The sequence below is a fragment of the Bdellovibrionota bacterium genome, from assembly GCA_035292885.1.
GTDB lineage: Bacteria > Bdellovibrionota_G > JALEGL01 > JALEGL01 > DATDPG01 > DATDPG01.
Genome location: DATDPG010000020.1, coordinates 1 through 2,671 on the forward strand (window position 1 = coordinate 1; position 2,671 = coordinate 2,671).

Genomic DNA, 2,671 nt, shown 5'->3' on the forward strand with positions numbered 1-2,671 from the left:
GCCGAGCCAGTCGTTCCAGTTCGTGCTTTTGTTCTTCCGAAAGGTGGATCTGTTGGGCCTTCGGTCCCCGTCGTTTCTTCATAAAACGATGAAACCACACCCCAATACAATTGCAAGCTATTTCTGACTCAGGACACTAGATCGAAACGAGCTGTCCGGCGTTCTCGGCCATGAATTGAGCCACGTGCGCCACCGGGACATTCTGATCGGAACCATCGCGGCTACATTCGCCGGTGCCATTTCCATGCTGGCGCGTATGGCTCAGTGGGCGTTGATGTTTGGAGGATTCGGAAGAAGCTCAGACAACGATCGCGAAAGCGGATCCAATCCATTGGTCATGCTGCTTTTGGTGATCGTGGCTCCGTTGGCGGCGATGCTGATTCAATTGGCGGTTTCGCGATCGAGAGAATATGCCGCGGATGAAGGCGGCGCCCGTCTCTGCGGAAATCCGCGTTACCTGTCTAGCGCGCTTCAAAAACTGGAGCGGGGCGTGGATTACATTCCGATGAACGCCCTGCCGGCAACAGCGCATATGTTCATCGTAAACCCCTTGCGCGGCGGCGGGATGGTGAATCTCTTCCGCACGCACCCATCGACCGAGGACCGCGTGGCCCGTCTCGACGCCATGGCCGCCGGCCGGGTCCGCTAACGGTTCTTTGCTTTTTTGGTTTGCGTCTCTCCGGTCATCGGGACGAACGCCACTGGGAACACCGAGCGTCTCTCGCTTCCGTCTTTAGTCTTTGTAATCACCAGGAGCTGTTGATGGGAAAATAGGCTTGCGGAAGGCCCCACGGGAATGACCAGCTTTCCACCGACTTTCAGTTGATCGATCAACGGTTGAGGAACTTCTTCCGGCGCGGCGGTCACCAAGATCGAATCGAACGGTGCGGCCTCCGGCCACCCTCGATATCCGTCTCCGGCTCGAACCTGAACTTTCTTATAGCCGGCGCTCTGTAGATTCTTCTCCGCTTGTTTGGACAGCTCCGGAAGGATTTCAATCGTGTAAACTTCCGCGCCCATCTCCGCGAGAACGGCGGCTTGGTAACCGGAGCCGCTGCCCACCTCCAAGACTTTGGATCCCTTTTTCACGTCCCCCAGTTCCGTCATTTTGGCCACGATATAAGGCTGGGAAATCGTCTGGCCTTGGCCGATCGGAAGCGGATGGTCCCCATACGCTTGCTCCCTCTCGGATTCCGGTACGAAAAGATGGCGGGGAACAATTCGCATGGCCCGAAGGATGTCCGAGTTGCCGACGTCCCGCCCCGCGATTTGAATCTCGACCATCTGGTCCCGCATTCGCTTAAATGCCTCCTCGTTCGTCGAGAACGACATCACCGTACCCACTACGAGGAAACCGATCAATCCAGAAAACATGCCCGGAGAATGGCATAAGAGTCTCTTGGTTTCCACAGGGCCCGCCTTCGGGTAAACTCCGCCGCCGCATGCAGCCGGCCGCGGAAAGAATGGACGAAAACACTCTCGCGAACGCCTCGCTGAACACTCAAGCCTTGCTGGCACCGCTTCGCCAGGTACGGTCCCTGCGGGCGCTGGAGCGCCATCCCCATTTTCGGGCGAATCGAACGGCAATTGAGTACATTCTTTCAACTCCTCAGATCTATTCTCCGCGCACGGCCCCGCAGCCCGCTGATCACTCGTTTATTCGATGCGTGGCTTGGAATATCGAGCGCGGGATCGCCCTGGATGGAATTACGACTCTTCTTCGAACCGATCGGGAGCTCGCCGATCATGATGTCTTGCTTCTTACCGAAGTCGATCATGGTATGGCGCGCTCCGGAAATCGAAACATCGCCGAGGATCTGGCCTACGCGCTTGACCGATACGTCGTGTTCGGGCCGGCCTTCTTAAACCTCGACAAAGGAAACGGAGCTGAAACGAAGGCCGACGGAGAAAATGGAGAAGCTCTTCAGGGCCATGCCATCGTAAGCCGATACCCCATTGAGCAGGTTGAATTGGTTCCCCTCCCGAACCCGAAGGACCATACCGCTGGGAAAGAGAGGCGCATCGGCCACGAGCAAGCGCTGATCGCCACGATTTCAACTCCGAACGGAGTTCTGCATTGCGCTTCGGTTCATCTTTCCGCCCATAGTTCGCGGCGCCACCGCGTAAAGCAAATGAAACGCGTACTTCAGGCGATGGATCGTCGTTCGGGTCCCGCCCTCATCGGAGGAGACTGGAACACCACGACATACAATGCTCATCGGGCCTATCGCGCAATCCTCGGCTTCTGGCGGCGCGTCGCGATGGGAGTGCGACACGTGATGGCCCATCACTACCCCTACCCCGAGCGGTATTTCGAACGCCCTCTTTTCCGAACGATTCGGCGGCACGCGTTCACCTTGGAAGAATTCAATATTTCGGGCGGCTGCACGGCCCATTATGATTTCAGCCAAGACGATATCCGCCATAGCCTCGGAGATTGGGTGCCGCAATGGTGTTTTCGATACATCGAATGGGCGCTTCGCCCCCACGAAGGAAGAATCTCCTTTAAGCTCGATTGGTTCGCGGGAAGAAATTTACGGGCCGAGCGAGCGAACATCGTGTCGGGACTCCCCCGCAATACCGACCGGCTGTCGGATCATGATCCGATCGTCGTCGATGTTAGGCTGGCCTGATTTAGGCCGCCGCTTTTGAAGCCGTTGAAAAGGCTTTC

General features: G+C 57.1%; 2 protein-coding genes and 1 pseudogene. 2 read left to right on the forward strand and 1 reads right to left on the reverse strand.

Translation table 11 applies throughout. The features are described 5' to 3' along the window. The first annotated feature begins 127 nt into the window (after positions 1-127). A pseudogene (locus tag VI895_01675) lies at positions 128-649 on the forward strand (M48 family metalloprotease). Here the strand turns inward: VI895_01675 and VI895_01680 are convergent. Then, a complete protein-coding gene (locus VI895_01680; GenBank protein ID HLG18510.1) occupies positions 646-1,410 on the reverse strand; it encodes a protein-L-isoaspartate(D-aspartate) O-methyltransferase in 765 nt (254 codons plus the stop codon). The pseudogene VI895_01675 and the gene VI895_01680 overlap by 4 nt on opposite strands. 32 nt (positions 1,411-1,442) lie before the next feature. On the opposite strand from VI895_01680, the gene VI895_01685 reads away from it, so the two are divergent. Continuing rightward, positions 1,443-2,633: an endonuclease/exonuclease/phosphatase family protein gene (locus tag VI895_01685; protein ID HLG18511.1), complete on the forward strand. Its 1,191-nt coding sequence runs from the start codon at positions 1,443-1,445 to the stop codon at positions 2,631-2,633. Positions 2,634-2,671: the final 38 nt, after the last annotated feature.